This window comes from Rhodanobacter umsongensis (assembly GCF_042654965.1).
Lineage (GTDB): Bacteria > Pseudomonadota > Gammaproteobacteria > Xanthomonadales > Rhodanobacteraceae > Rhodanobacter > Rhodanobacter umsongensis.
In genome coordinates this window covers 220,017-234,132 of sequence record NZ_JBHSMK010000005.1, presented here as the reverse complement: position 1 = coordinate 234,132, position 14,116 = coordinate 220,017, and the positions used below count along the sequence as shown (strand labels likewise).

Here is a 14,116-nt window from a genome sequence, read left to right as displayed (position 1 = left end):
CGTGGGTGCCAGTGGCCATTTCGACCGCCGCACGATCACGGGGCGAGCGAAACCACGCACTCGATCCCTGTCCTGGCCATCTTCGCGTAGGGGCAGATGCGCTCGGTATTGCGCACCAGCTCTTCGGCGATCGCCCGGTCGACACCGGGCAGGCGGATGCGGATATCCGCGGTGAGCGTGAACAGGCCATCGACCGGGTCGCGGCCGAAGGTGACCGAGGCGACGACCTCGGCGTCGGGGATGGTCACGTTTGCGCGCGTCGCGAGCAGGCTCAATGCGCCGTGGAAGCAGGCGGCGTAGCCGGCGGCGAACAGCTGCTCCGGGTTGGTGCCGCCACCCGGACCGCCCAGTTGCTCGGGCATCCGCAACTGCAGGTCGAGGACTCCATCGGCGGAGCGGGCCACGCCGGAAGCGCGGCCGTGCCGGGATTCGCCGCCACTGACGCGCACGGTCGCCGTGTAGAGCGGGAGGAAATCCGCCCCATGATGCTTGTCGAGCAGGGAGACGGGCGGTGGCTTCAGTTCGGTCATGGTCGGGTTCGGCGCGCTTCGATCGTGGATGACCGGTCGACCTCAGGCGAGGACGCCCTCTTCGGCAAGGATGGCCGCCTGCACGCCCGGATCGTCCTCCATGCGGCGGGCGAAGCGCATCAGGTGGCTCAGGCCGTGCAGGCCGATGTCGTGGTTGACGGTCCAGCGCAGGATCACCAGCAGATAAGGGTCGGCGACCGAGCGCGTCCCGGTCAGCCAGTCGCGGCCGGCAAGCTGTGCGTCGAGCCGTTCGAGCAGCGTGCGTATGTGCAAACTGGCGTTGCGGGCGAGCTCGCCGGCCATGGCTTCCTCTCGAAGAAAAAGCGAGGCATTGAAGATCGGCAGGAACGCCTTGTGCACGTCGGAGTTGAGAAACCCCAGCCAGCGCATCACTTCGGCGCGGCCGCGCGGTGTGCCGTCGCCGAGCAGCCCCGCTTCGGGATGCAGATCGGCCAGGTAGCCGAGGATCGCGACGTTCTCGGCAAGCGTGAAGTCACCGTGTTCCAGCAGCGGCACGGTGCCCCCGGCATTGCGGGCTCGATACTCCGGTGAGTGGACGCTGTCGTGACTCATCCTCACCGTTTCGTACGGCGCACCGATCCATTCGAGCACGATGTGCCCGGCGAGTGGACAGGCACCGGGCAGGTAGTAGAGCTTCACGCTGCCGTTCCGCGGCTGGCGAACATCGAGCGGGCGAACCATGTCTGGAAGTCCTGTGCGCCCAGCCGTGCGCCATCGCCCGGCAGCAGCGTGTCCGGCTCCAGCACGGCGCCGAAGTAGGGCGCTTTCGGATCCGCGACGACCTTGCGCGAATCGCCGATGGCGGCGAGGAAGCGCTGCACCCATGCCGCCAACGGCGCTTTTTCGGGGCCGCCGATTTCCACCATGCCGTTGACCGGGGCGCCGAGTGCGTAGTCGGTGACCGCATCGGCGACGTCGTCCGAGGCGATCGGCTGCATCAGCCCGCTCGAAAGGTGGATCTCCTGCCCCTTGGAGCCGTCGCCGGCAATGCCGTTGAGGAACTCGAAGAACTGGGTGGAATGGACGATGGTGTACGGGATGCCGGCGGCGCGGATCAGGTCTTCCTGGGCCATCTTGGCGCGGATGTACCCGCTGGTCGCAAACGCGGGACGACCGGTGCCCACCACCGACAGCGCCACATGATGCTTCACGCCGGCTTTCTTCTCCGCGGCGGCGAGGTTGCGTCCCGATGTCTGGAAGAAATCCATGACGGCCTTGTCCTCGAACGAAGGGGAGTTGGCCAGGTCCACCACCACGTCGGTCCCCGTCATGGCCGCGTCCAGGCCTTCGCCGGTGAGAGTGTTGACGCCCGAGGACGGTGCGGCGGGCACCGCTTCGTGGCCGCGCTTGCGCAGGCGCTCGACGACTTTGCTGCCGATGAGTCCGGTACCGCCGATCACAAGAATTTTCATGGGAAACCTCCGCGTTGCGTTGGCGCCTGTGGCGCGCAGTGGGGGTCATGCTAGGCGCCGCCAACGGCAGCCGGTAGGACCGCCGGCGGACTCGCGGTGTTGCCTGCGACACACCAATCCTCAGGCAGTACCCACCGCCAATGCGTCCCGCGCCCCGCGCGGGACGGCCGACGGCATCGGGCTCAACCCGATCGAGCACCCCAGGTCCAGGGCGCGCACGGCGGTGGTCATGTAGTCGATGAACACCCGGATCCGCCCCGGCAGTTGCTGACGGCTCGGGTAGCAGAGGTAGTGCCCGCGATCGTCGGGCGCGTATTGCGCCAGGCACGCCACCAGCCGGCCGGCACGCAGGTGCTCGCTGACCTGGTAGCCCGCCATCTGTGCGATGCCCTGGCCGTCGAGCACGGCCTGCAGCACCAGTTCGTCATCGTTGAACGTGCAGCTGGACGAGGGCAGGAATTTCTGCGCCCGGCCACCGACCTTGAACTCCCATTCGAAGATCCTGCCTGACGCCGTGCGGAGATTGATGCAACTGTGTCCGGCCAGCTCCTCCACCTGTCGCGGCAGTCCATGGTCGCGCCGGTAGGCGGGCGACGCGCAGACCAACATCGGCATCGGGATCAGCTGCTTGGCGATCACCTGACTGTCGTCCAGGCGCCCGTCGCGAAACGCCACGTCGATCCGATCCGCGCTGAAGTCGGTGATGCGGTCGTCGAGCAGCAGATCGACGGCGATCTCCGGATGGCGGACGCGGAAGCCGTTGAGCAGCGGCGCCACGACGCGGCGCCCGAATCCCGACGTGGCGCTGATTCGCAGCTGGCCACGGGGCGGTCCTTCGCGCAGATCGCGCATGTCTTCCAGTGCCTGCACGATCCGCTCCACGCCCGGACGGCAGTTGCGGTAGAACAATTCGCCCTCGCGGGTCAGCGTGGTGCGCCGGGTGGTGCGCAGGAACAGCCGCGTGCCCAACTGGGCCTCGAGCTTCTGCACGCTGCGGCTGACCGCCGAGCGGCCGATGCCGAGGCGGTCGCCCGCGCGGGCGAAATTGCCTTCGGTCGCCACGGCGATGAACGCGAGCACGCCGGCGCAGCTCGCCGAGAAACTCGATGCGAGGGCGTCGCTGTTGGTGCAGTGGGGGTGATCTTGCGAATCAAAAGTCATCGTTCGGGTCCGGCAGGTTCAGGGCTTCGCGGCGGCTACTGCGAAGCGCATCCAGCACCGGCATCGCCGGCTCATACCTGACAGACGTTTTGGCGGCTGCGAGTGTGACACCGTCACGGATTGGTTCCTGGGGAGCAACACCGCGAGCCCGCCGACGGGCCTACCGCAAGCATCGCCGGGAACCTAGGCTGGGCACCGCTGCGCCATCGAGCGCGAGCGGACACCTCAGCCGATCTGAGGAAGGGCCACATGACCAGCGAGGATCCCCATGACCCAGCGAATCGACTACCAGCAGCAAGCCCCCGAGCTCTTCAAGAAACTCGTTGCCATCAGCATGCAGGCGGCGCAGGGCGGCGTCGAGGCGACCATCGGCCACCTCGTCGAGATCCGTGCCTCGCAGATGAACGGCTGCGCCTTCTGCGTGGACATGCATATCAAGCAGGCGATGATTCACGGCGAGCGTCCGCTGCGCATCCACCACCTGCCGGTCTGGCGCGAGTCCCCGCTGTTTTCCGAGCGCGAGCGTGCGGCGCTGGCGTGGACCGAGGTGCTGACCCAGCTTCCGCCGCACGGCGTCCCCGATGACATCTACGCGCTCGTCCGCGAGCAGTTCTCCGAGAAGGATCTCACCGATCTCACCTACGCGGTGATGGCGATCAACGCCTGGAACCGCATCAATGTCGCCTTCACCAGCGTCCCCGGCAGCGCCGACAAGGCGTACGGGCTCGACAAGGCCGGCCTGGCCTGAATCCCGGTCCGGCGTCGCCGCGCCGGCCGCATCCCCAGCACCCGGCCTGAGGGTGCGGGACATTCACGAGGAGACACCCATGCACACCTTCAAGACCTTCGGGCTGCTGCTCCTGCTCGTTTCCGGCGTGGCCGCGGCCCAGCCGGCGGAGCAGGCCTCCCCCACATCGACCGCGCCGATGGCCAAGGTCTCGGACCTGATGACCAAGGCCCTCAAGGACTATCCCGGCAAGGAAGGCAAGATGATCCTGGTCACCTACCCGCCCGGCTCGGTCGATCCGGTCCATCGCCACCACGCCCATGCCTTCGTCTATGTGCTTGAAGGCTCGATCGTGATGGGCCTGAATGGCGACAAGCCGGTGACCCTGGGGCCGGGGCAGACCTTCTACGAAGGGCCGGACGACGTGCACACGATTGGCCGCAATGCCAGCAAGACCAAGCCGGCCAGATTCCTGGTGCTGCTGCTGAAGGACCAGAACAAGCCGGTGCTGATCCCGGAGCATTGAGGCCTTCCGCCTCGGGTCACGGGCCGGCGATGGCGGCCCGTGGTCATGCCACAGCTTCCCTGGGCCGATGGTCGGTGGGCGCCCGGCTCCTGTTCGCCGCCACTCGGCGCTACAAGCATGCGTTGCGCATGATCCGGCGATGATCGACGGCCACCGCGCCGTGCCGCGCAACATCGATGGCGGGCCGCAGTCCGTCCTGGTCTTGCGAAAGCGGCGGCGAACGCATCACCCCCGTCCAGTGCAGCGCATTCCCGAAGAACTGGCCCGGCCGGCGGGTGGCCGGGCTCGCGCCGCAGCCCGCCCTGCCCACGGCTGGCAGGGACCGGCGAAGGAGGGCCGGCGCGATGTCGGTCAGCACTCGATGACGTTGACCGCCAATCCGCCCCGCGATGTTTCCTTGTACTTGTCCTTCATGTCGCGGCCGGTGTCGCGCATGGTCTTGATCACCTTGTCGAGGCTGACGCGGTGCTTGCCGTCGCTCTTCAGGGCCATGCGGCTGGCGTTGATCGCCTTGACCGAGCCCATCGCGTTGCGTTCGATGCAGGGGATCTGCACCAGCCCGCCGATCGGATCGCAGGTGAGGCCGAGGTTGTGTTCCATGCCGATCTCGGCGGCGTTCTCCACCTGCATCACGTTGCCGCCGAGGGCGGCGGTGAGGCCGCCGGCGGCCATCGAGCAGGCCACGCCGACTTCGCCCTGGCAGCCGACTTCGGCGCCGGAGATCGAAGCGTTTTCCTTGTACAGGATGCCGATCGCCGCGGCCGTCAGCAGGTAGTTGAGGATGCCTTCCTCGGTGGCCTGCGGGCAGAAGCGCAAGTAGTAGTGGCCGACCGCAGGTACGATGCCGGCCGCGCCGTTGGTCGGCGCGGTGACCACGCGGCCGCCGGCGGCGTTCTCCTCGTTCACCGCCAGCGCGTACAGGTTGACCCAGTCGAGGATGGTCAGCGGATCTTTCAGCGCCGCTTCCGGCTGGGTGCGCAGTTCCTCCAGCATGGCGGGTGCGCGGCGGTGCACTTTCAGGCCGCCGGGTAGCACGCCGGGCGAACGCAGGCCACGCGCGACGCAATCCTGCATCGCCTGCCAGATGGTGAGCAGGCCGGCGCGGGTTTCCGCTTCGGGGCGCCATACGCTCTCGTTGGCCATCATCAATTGCGCGATGGTCAGGCCGTGCTGCTTGCACAGCGCCAGCATGTCGTCGCCGGTGTTGAACGGGTACGGCTGCTCGGTGGTGTCGGCGACGATGCGGTCTTCGGCCGCTTCGTCCTGGTTTACCACGAAGCCGCCGCCGACCGAGTAGTAGTCGCGCGTGGCCAGTTCGTTGCCATCGGCGTCATACGCGCTGAAACGCATGCCATTGGTGTGGAACGGCAGCTTCTGGCGCTTGTTGAAGATGAGGTCGCTTTTTTCGTCGAAGGCGATCTCGTGCCTGCCCAGCACGCGCAGGCGCTGCGTGCCGCGGATGCGTTCGAGCGTGGCCGGGATGCGGTCCGGATCGACCGTGTCCGGATGCTGGCCTTCCAGCCCCAGCAGCACCGCCTTGTCGGTGCCGTGGCCGCGGCCGGTCATCGCCAGCGAGCCATGCAGTTCCGCGCGTACGCGCACCACGCGATCGAGCACGCCTTTCTCATCCAGCCAGCGCTCGGCAAAGCGCGCGGCCGCGCGCATCGGTCCGACCGTATGCGAAGAAGACGGACCGATGCCGATCTTGAACAGGTCGAATACGCTGACGGCCATGGCTGCACTGCTGAGGGAAGGGAGCGAACCGGCTATTCTACGCGGCGTCCCCGGCTTTGGCAGTCCATTCGCAAGCGCATGTCCGACTTGATCCTGTACCAGCGCGATTACTGCCACCTGTGCGACCTGGCGCTGGCCGTGCTGGCCGAGGCGCGTGCGCCGGATTTCGACAGCGTGTGGGTCGATGACGCGGATGAGCTGGAACAGCGCTACGGCACGCGCGTGCCGGTGCTGCGCGACGTCCGCGACGGGCGTGAACTGGATTGGCCGTTCGATGCCGCGGCGGTGCAGACATTTCTCACGCGCCTCACGTAGGAGCCCGCTGGCGAGCGATGCTCTTCCGATTCCCGATTCCCGATTCCCGATTCCCGTACGAAAGCATCGCCCGCGAGCGGGCTCTTACGGGGCGCGGCGAGTTTTCAGCCGCTTGAGGATTTCCTCGCGCGCCTCGCGCAGGATCGAGTCGCGGTCGAGGCCGGCCACGATGTCGGCGACCGCGCGCTTGGCGCCGGCCTCGCCCCAGGATTTGCCGGCGACCAGGTAGCGTTCGGCGGCGCGGCCGATCAGCACGGTGGCGTACCAGCCCAGTGCGCCCTGTGCCGCGGCAGTGACCAGCACCGACAGGCCGGCGGTGACGCCCTTAAGTGCGGAGGCGACCAGCTGCATGCCCCAGATCGCGCCCATCAGGGCGGCCAGCTGCGCCGAGATCACCGCCACCAGCCGCCCGGATTCGGCACGGGTCAGCGGCAGGCCGTAGACCCGCGACAGCTGCACCACCATCGCCGCGTCCAGCCCGGCGGCGGCGAGCAGGTCGGCGACGGGAATGGGATTCAGCGCCACCGCGACGCCTTTGGCGATGCAGTAGTTGTGGATCAGTTTCGCCGCGACCGCCTGCCGCGTCTTTGCGATGCGCGCGCTGACCTGGTCGGTGAGCCGGCCCGCATAGAGGCCGGCGTTGATAGCCGAGAGCGTCTTGCCTTCGCGCGCCGCGATCGCCAGCAGTCGCTCGCGCAGTGCGGCCACGTCGGGTGGGTGCGATTGCTCACGCGATTGCTCGCGGCCGCGCGCATCGACGTCGACCACGCGCTGTGCGGCCGGGCGCGCAGCCACCGCGATCACATCCTCGGGGTGCACCAGTCCGGCCACGCGCAGGCGCAGATGGGCCAGCAGGTCCGCGAGTTCCCCGGCGCCATAGCGGTCGGCCTTGTTCAACGCCAGCAGCAAAGGACGCTGGGTGGCGGCGAGCGTCTTCAGCGCGTCGAGCTCTTCGCGGGTGAGGTCGGCATCGCCGACGAAGACCACCAGGTCGCTGACTTCGGCTACCTCGAACGCAAGCCGCTCGCGTGCCTCGCCGTCCAGTTCGTTGATGCCCGGCGTGTCGATCAACACCAGGCCGTCGTGCTGCGCCTCGTCCAGCATCGCGTGCTCGGCATCGGTGGTGGTGCCGTGCAGGACACCGACCGTGAACGCCTCGCGGCCGAGCAGCGCATTGCCCAGCGCCGACTTGCCGGCGGAGACCCGACCGAACACGGCGACGTGCAGCTCGCCGCGTTCAAGCTTGGCCAGCATCGTCTCGATGCGCCCGAAATCGGTGGCCAGTTCACTGCGTACCGAGGCCGGGATGGTCGGGTCGTCGAGCAGGTTGCGCAGGCTGTCGGCGACGCGGGACGGACCGGCCACGGCCGCTCGCGAGGCAGGCGTCGACGGTGCGCGCATGGCCGGTTTGATCCAGCCCCGCAGGCGCTGCCACGGACTGCCGCCGGTCACGTTTACTTCGGCGCCAGCTGCAGGTGTGCGGTGATCTTCACGTCCGCCCCGATCACCGACGTGTCGGCGTAGTCGCCGCCGCCCACGCCGAAATCGAGCCGCTTGACGGTACCGGCGACGTCCAGCGTGGCGCCGTTGCCTTGCGGCTTGAACATCACCTGCAGGCTGATCGGCCGGGTCACGCCACGCAGGGTGAGGTTGCCGTCGGCAACCACCTGGCCGCCGCTGCGACGGAACCCGGTGGTGACGAAGTGTGCCCTCGGGAATTTCGCCACGTCGAAGAAATCCGAACCGGGCAGCGCACCGTCGCGGTCGTTGTCGCCGGTTTTTGCGCTGGCCAGGACCACGTCGACGTCAAACTTCGAACTGGCGAGGTTGACCGCGTCGTAGCTGATCGCCGCGGTCCACTGGCCGAAGTGGCCCTGGAAGGTTTCGCCCTGGAAGGTATCGCTGAAACCCAGCGTGCTGGCGCCGGGCTGCACCGTGTAGTCAGCGGCGGTGGCGGTGAAGGGAAGGGCAAGCGCGAGCAGCATGGCAAGGCGATGCATCAGGAGTCTCCTCTTTGCACGGAGTCATTGCGCAGGCGGCCGAATGGCAGCATCCGGCGCAACACATTGTCGTTGTCGAACACATGATGTTTCAGCGCGGCGCCCACGTGCGCCACCAGCACCAGCAGCAGAAACCAGAACAGGTACTCGTGCACGCCGTGCGCGAAGTCGCGCAATGCGTCGTTCTTCGCCGCCAGCGCCGGCAGGTTGAACTGCTTGAACCACTGCAGCGGTTTGCCGGAGATCGAGTTGAACCACCAGCCGCTGAGCGGCAGCGCCACGATCAGCACATACAGCACGCCGTGTGCGGCGCGTGCGGCCCGCTGCTGCCAGCGCGGCGCCGCCGCTTCCCGTGGGCGACCGTCGCGCCAGCGCCACAACACACGCAGCAGCACCAGCGTCAGCACGGTCAGGCCGATCGACTTGTGCAGTGCGAGCCAGTTGATCTTCTGCATCGGCGAATGCGCCAGATCCATCAGCAGGCCGAAGGTGCCGTTGCCCAGGATGGCCAGCGCGATGACCCAATGGAAGAACTTGGCGACCGAACCCCACTGACGATCGTTGCTGCGCAGACTCATGGTTGCTCCTTCGGGGTAGCGGCGGCGTGTTCGTCGCGGATCGCTTCAAGTTCCAGCCAGATACTTACTAGCTGGCCGATCGAGTTGGCGTTGGAAGTAAGCCCGAACGCCTCGCGGTCCAGCGAGGTGTTGGCCGAAAAGCCGGCAACCGTATGCAGCCCGTAGATGGTCCTGCCGACGCGGTTGAAGGTGAAGGGAAGGCTCAGCGGCAAGGTGACGCCGCGCAGGGTGAGCTGGCCATGCAGCACGCCATGGCGATCGTCCACGGACTCGACGCGGCTGCTGGTGAAATGCGCGTAGCGGTAGCGTGCGCAATCGAGCAGGGCCGGCTTGCACACGGCCTTGTTCCAATCCGCATCACCCATGTCCACCCCCGCCACATCGATATCCAGTTCGGTAGCGGCGGTGCTCCAGTCGTCAGGGTCGAACCGCAGCCAGCCCCTGGCGATGTGCAACCGGCCAAACGGACGGGAATAGCCGTCGTGACTGATGCTGAAAACAATCTGGCTGTGTACCGTGTCATAGCGGTAGCTGGCGCTGGCGGCGCGCGCCGGGGCCAGCGGCAGCAGCATCGCCGCGAGGCACCACAGGCAGCGGATTGAGCGCAAACGGAACATGGGCGGAGTCTGGCCGATTGACGGCGGCGCTGCCAGCGGCCAAGGCTGAACGATGGGTTCCGTGGCCGACCCCTTCGCGGAAGGCTCCGGTTCGGGCGGGGTTTCGCGGGCTTGGGGAAGCCTTTCGACAGGCTCGGGGCGAACGGTAGCGAGAATGATGCCGTTCGGCGCCTCGCCCTCCCCCGGCAGCCACGCATGGCGCGGTCGAGTCAGCTCGAAGCCGGCCAACCGTTCAGAACGTGCGGTGCACCGAATGATCGGCCAGCATCGCCAGCGCATCGCGGCAAGCCGAGGCGGGCAATGCCGACAGCGCATCGCGGGCGGCCTGGGCATGGATCAGGGCGCGTGCGCGGGTGCGTTCCAGCGCACCGGAGTCCCGGATCGAGGCGATGATGCGGTCGAGCGAGTCGAGGCCGCCGTGTTCGATCGCATGGCGCAGCGACTGCGCCTGTTCCGGGTTCGCCTTCTCCAGCGCGTAGATCAGCGGCAGGGTCGGCTTGCCTTCGGCGAGGTCGTCGCCGATGTTCTTGCCCAGGGTGTCGGGATCGGAAACGTAGTCGAGCAGGTCGTCGGCGATCTGGAACGCGTAGCCCAGTTCCATGCCGTAATGGCGCAGTGCGGCCACCTGCTCCTCGGGCAGGCCGCCGAGGATGCCGCCCAGTTCGGTGGCGGCGGCGAACAGTACGGCGGTCTTGCGCTCGATCACCGCCAGGTACGCCGCTTCGCTGACGTCGGCGTTGCCGATGTTGAGCAACTGCAGCACTTCGCCCTCGGCGATGGTGTTGGTGGTGTCGGCGAGGATGCGCATGATGCGCATGTCATCCAGTTCCACCATCAGCTGGAACGAACGCGAGTACAGGAAGTCGCCGACCAGCACGCTGGCGGCGTTGCCCCAAAGTGCGTTGGCGGTCTTGCGGCCGCGGCGCAGGTCGGACTCGTCGACCACGTCGTCGTGCAGCAAGGTGGAGGTGTGGATGAACTCGATGATCGCCGCCAGCTTGGTGTGGTGCTCGCCCTGGTAGCCGGCGGCACCGGCAGCCAGTACGTGCAGCATGGGGCGCAGCCGCTTGCCGCCGCTGGCGATGATGTGGTCGGCGATCTGGTTGATCAGCACCACGTCGGACGACAGCCGCTGGCGGATCAGCGCGTCCACCCGCTGCATGTCGGCGGCGGCAAGATCGCGCACATGGGCGAAGTCGGCGGGGCGGCTGGCGTCGGCGGGCATCGGGGTCATCGGGGCTTCAAGGCGGCGTATCGTGGCGATTATAGGGCCGTGCGCACGATTGCGCCGCAGCGTGTCGCGGCAACCGCGCCGCAGGTTTGCAATCGCCGGGCGCCGGCCCAATCATGATCGCCTGCAGTTTGCGCACCTGCGCCGAGTACCGCTCCAATGGCCCATGAAATCATCACGCTCATCGCGCAGTACGGCTTGCTGCTGGTGTTCTTCAACGTGCTGGTGGAGCAGGCCGGCGTGCCGGTGCCGGCGGTGCCCACCATGATCGTGGCCGGTGCGCTGGCGGCGAACGGCAAGCTGCCGGTGGCGGGCGTGGTGCTGGCCGCGGTGCTGGCCTGCCTGATCAGCGACCTGGTCTGGTATTGGGCGGGACGGCGCTTCGGCTCCGGTGTGATGCGCACGATCTGCCGCATTTCGCTGTCGCCGGACTCCTGCGTGAAGCAATCCGAACTGCGCTTCCAGCGCTGGCGCGGACGGGTGCTGTTGATCGCCAAGTTCGTGCCGGGGCTGTCGACGGTGGCGCCGCCGCTGGTCGGTGCGATGGGTCTGCGCCTGCCCTCGTTCCTGCTGCTGGACGGACTCGGCTCGCTGCTGTGGGCCGGCGTTGCGGTGGGCCTGGGGCATGCCTTCGCGGCGCAGATCGACGTGGTACTGGCGGCGCTGGCCAGTGCCGGTACGGTGGCGTTTGAACTGCTGCTGGTTCTGCTGGCGCTGTACATCGCCGCCAAGTGGTGGCAGCGGCGGCGCCTGCTGCTGGCGCTGCGCATGGCGCGCATCACGGTGGATGAGCTGAACCAGTCCATCGCCGACGGACAATCGCCCGTGGTGGTCGACGTGCGTTCGCAGGCCGCGCGTCTGCTCGATTCGCGGATCATCCCCGGCGCCTTGCTGGCCGACCTCGAAGGTGTCGATCGGGCACTGGCCGGTATTTCGCCGGATCGGGAGCTGGTGATCTACTGCAGCTGCCCGAACGAAGTGTCCGCCGCCAGAGCGGCCAAGCTGCTGATGGCGATCGGCTACCGTCGCGTCCGTCCGTTGCTGGGTGGCCTGGATGCGTGGGATGCGGCGGGCTACACGATCGACCGGCTGCCGGTCGCCGCTGGCAGCGGTGCCGATCCGCTGCACATGACGGTCTGATCCCTGCCGGGTGGTGCGGAAAACTTTACGCGTTTTATACGCGCAGCGGCCAGATCGCTACCCCTTTCTTATACGGCACTTCCTACGTGCGCGTCGTCCTTTCCATGAGTCGACGCCGATGGATTTCGTCTACCTGCTGTTCCTGCTCGTTCTGTGTGCGGCCGCGCTGGGCATTGTGCTGATCTGCGATCGGCTGGGCCCGCGCAACTAGACCCGGTTGGCCGGTTCGTCCTTCCGCACTGCATGAGTTCCCAACCATGAACGTCCTCTACGTCCTCGCCGCGCTCATCGCGGTGGCGCTGGCCGGCTACCTCTGCGTGGCCCTGCTCAAACCGGAGTGGTTCGAATGACCACCAACGATTTCCTGCAGATCGGCCTGTTCCTGCTGGTACTGCTGTTGCTGGTGAAGCCGGTCGGCGACTACATGGCGCTGGTCTTTGCCGATGCGCCGAACCGCATCACTCGATGGGGTTGCCCCGTGGAGCGCGGCATCTATCGCCTGTGCGGCATTCGCACCGACGAGGAGATGGGCTGGAAGCGCTATGCGCTGGCCATGCTGCTGTTCAACGTGCTCGGCCTGCTGGCCGTTTATCTGTTGCAGCGGACACAGCCGTGGCTGCCGCTGAATCCGCAGCACTTCGCCGCGGTACCGCCGGATTCGGCGATGAACACCGCGATCAGCTTCGCCAGCAACACCAACTGGCAGGGCTACGCCGGCGAGTCGACGATGAGCTACCTGACCCAGATGCTGGGCCTGGCGGTGCAGAACTTCCTCTCCGCGGCGACCGGCATCGCGGTGCTGGTGGCGGTGGTGCGCGGCTTCAGCCGGCGCAGCGCGGCGGGCATCGGCAACTTCTGGGTCGACCTGACGCGCAGTACGCTGTACGTGCTGCTGCCGTTGTCGCTGCTGATGAGCCTGTTGCTTGTCTCGCAGGGCGTGGTGCAGAACTTCAGGCCGTATGACGACGTGCCGGTGCTGCAGGCGGGCAGCTACTCGACGACCGCGAAGGACGCCGCCGGCCACGCGACCACGCAGATGACAGTCACCACGCAAACCCTGCCGATGGGTCCGGCCGCCTCGCAGGTCGCGATCAAGCTGCTCGGCACCAACGGCGGCGGCTTCTTCAACGCGAACTCGGCGCATCCGTACGAGAACCCCACGCCGCTCTCCAACTTCATCGAGATGCTGGCGATCTTTCTGATCCCCGGCGGCCTGTGCGTGATGTTCGGCCGCAGGGTCGGCGACCGTCGGCAGGGCCGGGCGATCCTCGCCACGATGCTGCTGATCTTCATCCCGCTGACGATCGGCCTGGTCGCGGCGGAGCAGGCCGGCAACCCGGCGCTGCACGGGCTGGCGGTGGATGCGCACGCCTCGGCGCTGCAGGCCGGCGGCAACATGGAAGGCAAGGAGACGCGCTTCGGCATTGCCTCGTCCGGCCTGTTCGCCGCGATCACCACGGCCGCCTCGTGCGGCGCGGTGAACGCGATGCACGATTCGCTGACCACGCTCGGCGGCCTGGTGCCGATGTGGCTGATGCAGCTGGGCGAGGTGGTCTTCGGCGGCGTCGGCTCGGGTCTGTACGGCATGCTCGCGTTCGCCGTGGTGGCGGTGTTCATCGCCGGGCTGATGGTGGGCCGCACGCCGGAATACCTCGGCAAGAAGATCGAAGCCTACGAGATGAAGATGGCCAGCCTCGCGGTGCTGCTGCCATGTGCGCTGGTGGTGATCGGCACCGCGATCGCGGTGATGACGCCGGCCGGCGCGGCGGGCATCGCCAATCCGGGCGCGCATGGTTTCAGCGAGATCCTCTACGCGGTCAGCTCGGCGTCGAACAACAACGGCAGCGCATTCGGTGGCCTCTCGGCGAACACGCCATTCTGGAACGTGCTGCTGGGCATCTGCATGTTTCTTGCACGTTACCCGCTCGCCATCGCGATGCTGGCGATGGCCGGCTCGCTCGCTGCCAAGCGCCATGTGCCCGAATCCGCCGGCACCTTGCCCACGCACACGCCGCTGTTCGTCGCCCTGCTGGCCTGCGTGGTGATCGTGGTCGGCGCGCTGACCTTCCTTCCTGCGCTGGCCCTGGGGCCGATCGCCGAATCCCTGATGCCGGGACACTGAAT

16 protein-coding genes are annotated in these 14,116 nt (G+C 67.4%); 6 read left to right on the top strand and 10 right to left on the bottom strand.

Annotation, left to right across the window (positions count from 1 at the left end; genetic code table 11):
• Window positions 1–35 precede the first annotated feature (35 nt).
• The 4 genes from ACFPME_RS10245 to ACFPME_RS10230 all read right to left on the bottom strand — a co-directional run bounded on the left by ACFPME_RS10245 (window position 36) and on the right by ACFPME_RS10230 (window position 3,124).
• Window positions 36–530 carry an Ohr family peroxiredoxin gene (locus ACFPME_RS10245; RefSeq protein ID WP_377304842.1) on the bottom strand — a complete coding sequence of 165 codons (495 nt, stop codon included), beginning with the start codon at window positions 528–530 and terminating at the stop codon, window positions 36–38.
• A gap of 42 nt (window positions 531–572) precedes the next feature.
• Window positions 573–1,190 carry a glutathione S-transferase family protein gene (locus tag ACFPME_RS10240; protein WP_377304840.1) on the bottom strand — a complete coding sequence of 206 codons (618 nt, stop codon included), beginning with the start codon at window positions 1,188–1,190 and terminating at the stop codon, window positions 573–575.
• Complete coding sequence (locus ACFPME_RS10235) at window positions 1,187–1,963, bottom strand: SDR family oxidoreductase (RefSeq protein ID WP_377304838.1); 777 nt, start codon at window positions 1,961–1,963, stop codon at window positions 1,187–1,189. Before ACFPME_RS10235 ends, ACFPME_RS10240 begins: the two co-directional genes overlap by 4 nt.
• Before the next feature lie 120 nt (window positions 1,964–2,083).
• The gene (locus ACFPME_RS10230; protein ID WP_377304836.1) at window positions 2,084–3,124 is read right to left on the bottom strand and encodes a LysR family transcriptional regulator; all 1,041 of its coding nucleotides are present in this window, start codon (window positions 3,122–3,124) and stop codon (window positions 2,084–2,086) included.
• Window positions 3,125–3,392: 268 nt separating this feature from the next.
• On the opposite strand from ACFPME_RS10230, the gene ACFPME_RS10225 reads away from it, so the two are divergent.
• Window positions 3,393–3,872, top strand: coding sequence for a carboxymuconolactone decarboxylase family protein (locus tag ACFPME_RS10225; protein WP_377304834.1), 480 nt, complete (start codon window positions 3,393–3,395; stop codon window positions 3,870–3,872).
• Window positions 3,873–3,951: 79 nt separating this feature from the next.
• Window positions 3,952–4,377 (top strand): cupin domain-containing protein, encoded by a 426-nt coding sequence (locus tag ACFPME_RS10220; RefSeq protein WP_377304832.1) that lies wholly within the window; start codon window positions 3,952–3,954, stop codon window positions 4,375–4,377.
• A 351-nt stretch (window positions 4,378–4,728) separates the two neighbouring features.
• Here the strand turns inward: ACFPME_RS10220 and ACFPME_RS10215 are convergent, their stop codons facing one another.
• The gene (locus ACFPME_RS10215) at window positions 4,729–6,111 is read right to left on the bottom strand and encodes an L-serine ammonia-lyase (protein WP_377304830.1); all 1,383 of its coding nucleotides are present in this window, start codon (window positions 6,109–6,111) and stop codon (window positions 4,729–4,731) included.
• A gap of 78 nt (window positions 6,112–6,189) precedes the next feature.
• Between ACFPME_RS10215 and ACFPME_RS10210 the strand changes: the two genes are divergently transcribed.
• Entirely contained in the window at window positions 6,190–6,426 is a 237-nt protein-coding gene (locus ACFPME_RS10210) for a glutaredoxin family protein (protein ID WP_377304828.1), read from the top strand.
• An 84-nt stretch (window positions 6,427–6,510) separates the two neighbouring features.
• Here the strand turns inward: ACFPME_RS10210 and ACFPME_RS10205 are convergent, their stop codons facing one another.
• The 5 genes from ACFPME_RS10205 to ACFPME_RS10185 form a co-directional block, all read right to left on the bottom strand.
• Complete coding sequence (locus ACFPME_RS10205; RefSeq protein ID WP_377304826.1) at window positions 6,511–7,827, bottom strand: DUF697 domain-containing protein; 1,317 nt, start codon at window positions 7,825–7,827, stop codon at window positions 6,511–6,513.
• A 53-nt stretch (window positions 7,828–7,880) separates the two neighbouring features.
• Window positions 7,881–8,426, bottom strand: coding sequence for a YceI family protein (locus ACFPME_RS10200; protein ID WP_377304824.1), 546 nt, complete (start codon window positions 8,424–8,426; stop codon window positions 7,881–7,883).
• Entirely contained in the window at window positions 8,426–9,004 is a 579-nt protein-coding gene (locus ACFPME_RS10195; RefSeq protein ID WP_377304822.1) for a cytochrome b, read from the bottom strand. The genes ACFPME_RS10200 and ACFPME_RS10195 overlap by 1 nt, the downstream gene beginning before the upstream one ends.
• Entirely contained in the window at window positions 9,001–9,621 is a 621-nt protein-coding gene (locus ACFPME_RS10190; protein WP_377304820.1) for a YceI family protein, read from the bottom strand. The genes ACFPME_RS10195 and ACFPME_RS10190 overlap by 4 nt, the downstream gene beginning before the upstream one ends.
• 232 nt (window positions 9,622–9,853) lie before the next feature.
• Complete coding sequence (locus ACFPME_RS10185) at window positions 9,854–10,855, bottom strand: polyprenyl synthetase family protein (protein WP_377304818.1); 1,002 nt, start codon at window positions 10,853–10,855, stop codon at window positions 9,854–9,856.
• Between the two features lie 156 nt (window positions 10,856–11,011).
• Here ACFPME_RS10185 and ACFPME_RS10180 point away from each other — a divergent pair, with 156 nt between their 5' ends.
• The 3 genes from ACFPME_RS10180 to kdpA all read left to right on the top strand — a co-directional run bounded on the left by ACFPME_RS10180 (window position 11,012) and on the right by kdpA (window position 14,114).
• Window positions 11,012–11,992, top strand: a complete 981-nt coding sequence (locus tag ACFPME_RS10180) for a DedA family protein/thiosulfate sulfurtransferase GlpE (protein WP_377304816.1) — start codon at window positions 11,012–11,014, stop codon at window positions 11,990–11,992.
• A 257-nt stretch (window positions 11,993–12,249) separates the two neighbouring features.
• Window positions 12,250–12,342: a K(+)-transporting ATPase subunit F gene (gene kdpF, locus ACFPME_RS10175; RefSeq protein WP_140648480.1), complete on the top strand. Its 93-nt coding sequence runs from the start codon at window positions 12,250–12,252 to the stop codon at window positions 12,340–12,342.
• Window positions 12,339–14,114: a potassium-transporting ATPase subunit KdpA gene (gene kdpA / locus ACFPME_RS10170; protein WP_377304813.1), complete on the top strand. Its 1,776-nt coding sequence runs from the start codon at window positions 12,339–12,341 to the stop codon at window positions 14,112–14,114. Before kdpF ends, kdpA begins: the two co-directional genes overlap by 4 nt.
• The last annotated feature ends 2 nt before the right edge of the window (window positions 14,115–14,116 follow it).

Coding starts and splice junctions, on each gene's coding strand:
- ACFPME_RS10245 (WP_377304842.1), bottom strand. CDS start 530: ATGACCGAACTGAAGCCACCGCCCGTCTCCCTGCTCGACAAGCATCAT.
- ACFPME_RS10235 (WP_377304838.1), bottom strand. CDS start 1,963: ATGAAAATTCTTGTGATCGGCGGTACCGGACTCATCGGCAGCAAAGTC.
- ACFPME_RS10230 (WP_377304836.1), bottom strand. CDS start 3,124: ATGACTTTTGATTCGCAAGATCACCCCCACTGCACCAACAGCGACGCC.
- ACFPME_RS10225 (WP_377304834.1), top strand. CDS start 3,393: ATGACCCAGCGAATCGACTACCAGCAGCAAGCCCCCGAGCTCTTCAAG.
- ACFPME_RS10220 (WP_377304832.1), top strand. CDS start 3,952: ATGCACACCTTCAAGACCTTCGGGCTGCTGCTCCTGCTCGTTTCCGGC.
- ACFPME_RS10215 (WP_377304830.1), bottom strand. CDS start 6,111: ATGGCCGTCAGCGTATTCGACCTGTTCAAGATCGGCATCGGTCCGTCT.
- ACFPME_RS10210 (WP_377304828.1), top strand. CDS start 6,190: ATGTCCGACTTGATCCTGTACCAGCGCGATTACTGCCACCTGTGCGAC.
- ACFPME_RS10205 (WP_377304826.1), bottom strand. CDS start 7,827: ATGCGCGCACCGTCGACGCCTGCCTCGCGAGCGGCCGTGGCCGGTCCG.
- ACFPME_RS10200 (WP_377304824.1), bottom strand. CDS start 8,426: ATGCATCGCCTTGCCATGCTGCTCGCGCTTGCCCTTCCCTTCACCGCC.
- ACFPME_RS10195 (WP_377304822.1), bottom strand. CDS start 9,004: ATGAGTCTGCGCAGCAACGATCGTCAGTGGGGTTCGGTCGCCAAGTTC.
- ACFPME_RS10190 (WP_377304820.1), bottom strand. CDS start 9,621: ATGTTCCGTTTGCGCTCAATCCGCTGCCTGTGGTGCCTCGCGGCGATG.
- ACFPME_RS10185 (WP_377304818.1), bottom strand. CDS start 10,855: ATGACCCCGATGCCCGCCGACGCCAGCCGCCCCGCCGACTTCGCCCAT.
- ACFPME_RS10180 (WP_377304816.1), top strand. CDS start 11,012: ATGGCCCATGAAATCATCACGCTCATCGCGCAGTACGGCTTGCTGCTG.
- kdpF (WP_140648480.1), top strand. CDS start 12,250: ATGAACGTCCTCTACGTCCTCGCCGCGCTCATCGCGGTGGCGCTGGCC.
- kdpA (WP_377304813.1), top strand. CDS start 12,339: ATGACCACCAACGATTTCCTGCAGATCGGCCTGTTCCTGCTGGTACTG.